Origin of the sequence: Streptomyces huiliensis, from assembly GCF_020037025.1 — a bacterium.
Lineage (GTDB): Bacteria > Actinomycetota > Actinomycetes > Streptomycetales > Streptomycetaceae > Streptomyces > Streptomyces huiliensis.
This window is the reverse complement of the sequence record NZ_JAIQLH010000564.1, coordinates 1-279: the sequence shown is the minus strand read 5'-3', so window position 1 is coordinate 279 and position 279 is coordinate 1. Positions and strand designations below refer to the sequence as shown.

The following is a 279-nucleotide window of genomic DNA, read 5'->3' as shown; positions in this document are numbered from 1 at the left end:
GCGTCGAGGCGGCGCTGGTGCCGCTCGCGCAGGGCGGGCCAGCCGGTCAGCCAGTCGGCGTCGTCGGTGAGGGCGTCCTCGTCGGCGCGGGCCTGCCGTTCGAGGGCGGCGAGCTCGGCGGTGACCTCGGCGGCGCGGGCCTCGGCGCGACGGGCGGCGGTGAGGGAGCCGAGTTCCTCGCGGTGGGCGCGGTCGAGGGCGGCGAGGCGGTCGGCGCCGGCCTCGCGGTGCTCCTCGGGGAGCCGGGCGCGGGTCCGGCGTTCGGCCTCGGCCGCCGCG

The 279-nt window shown here is 82.1% G+C and carries 1 protein-coding gene; it reads right to left on the bottom strand.

From position 1 onward, the window contains the following. Positions 1-279 (bottom strand): hypothetical protein (locus JNW98_RS35875; RefSeq protein WP_223772421.1); only part of this gene is annotated, 279 nt, incomplete at both ends.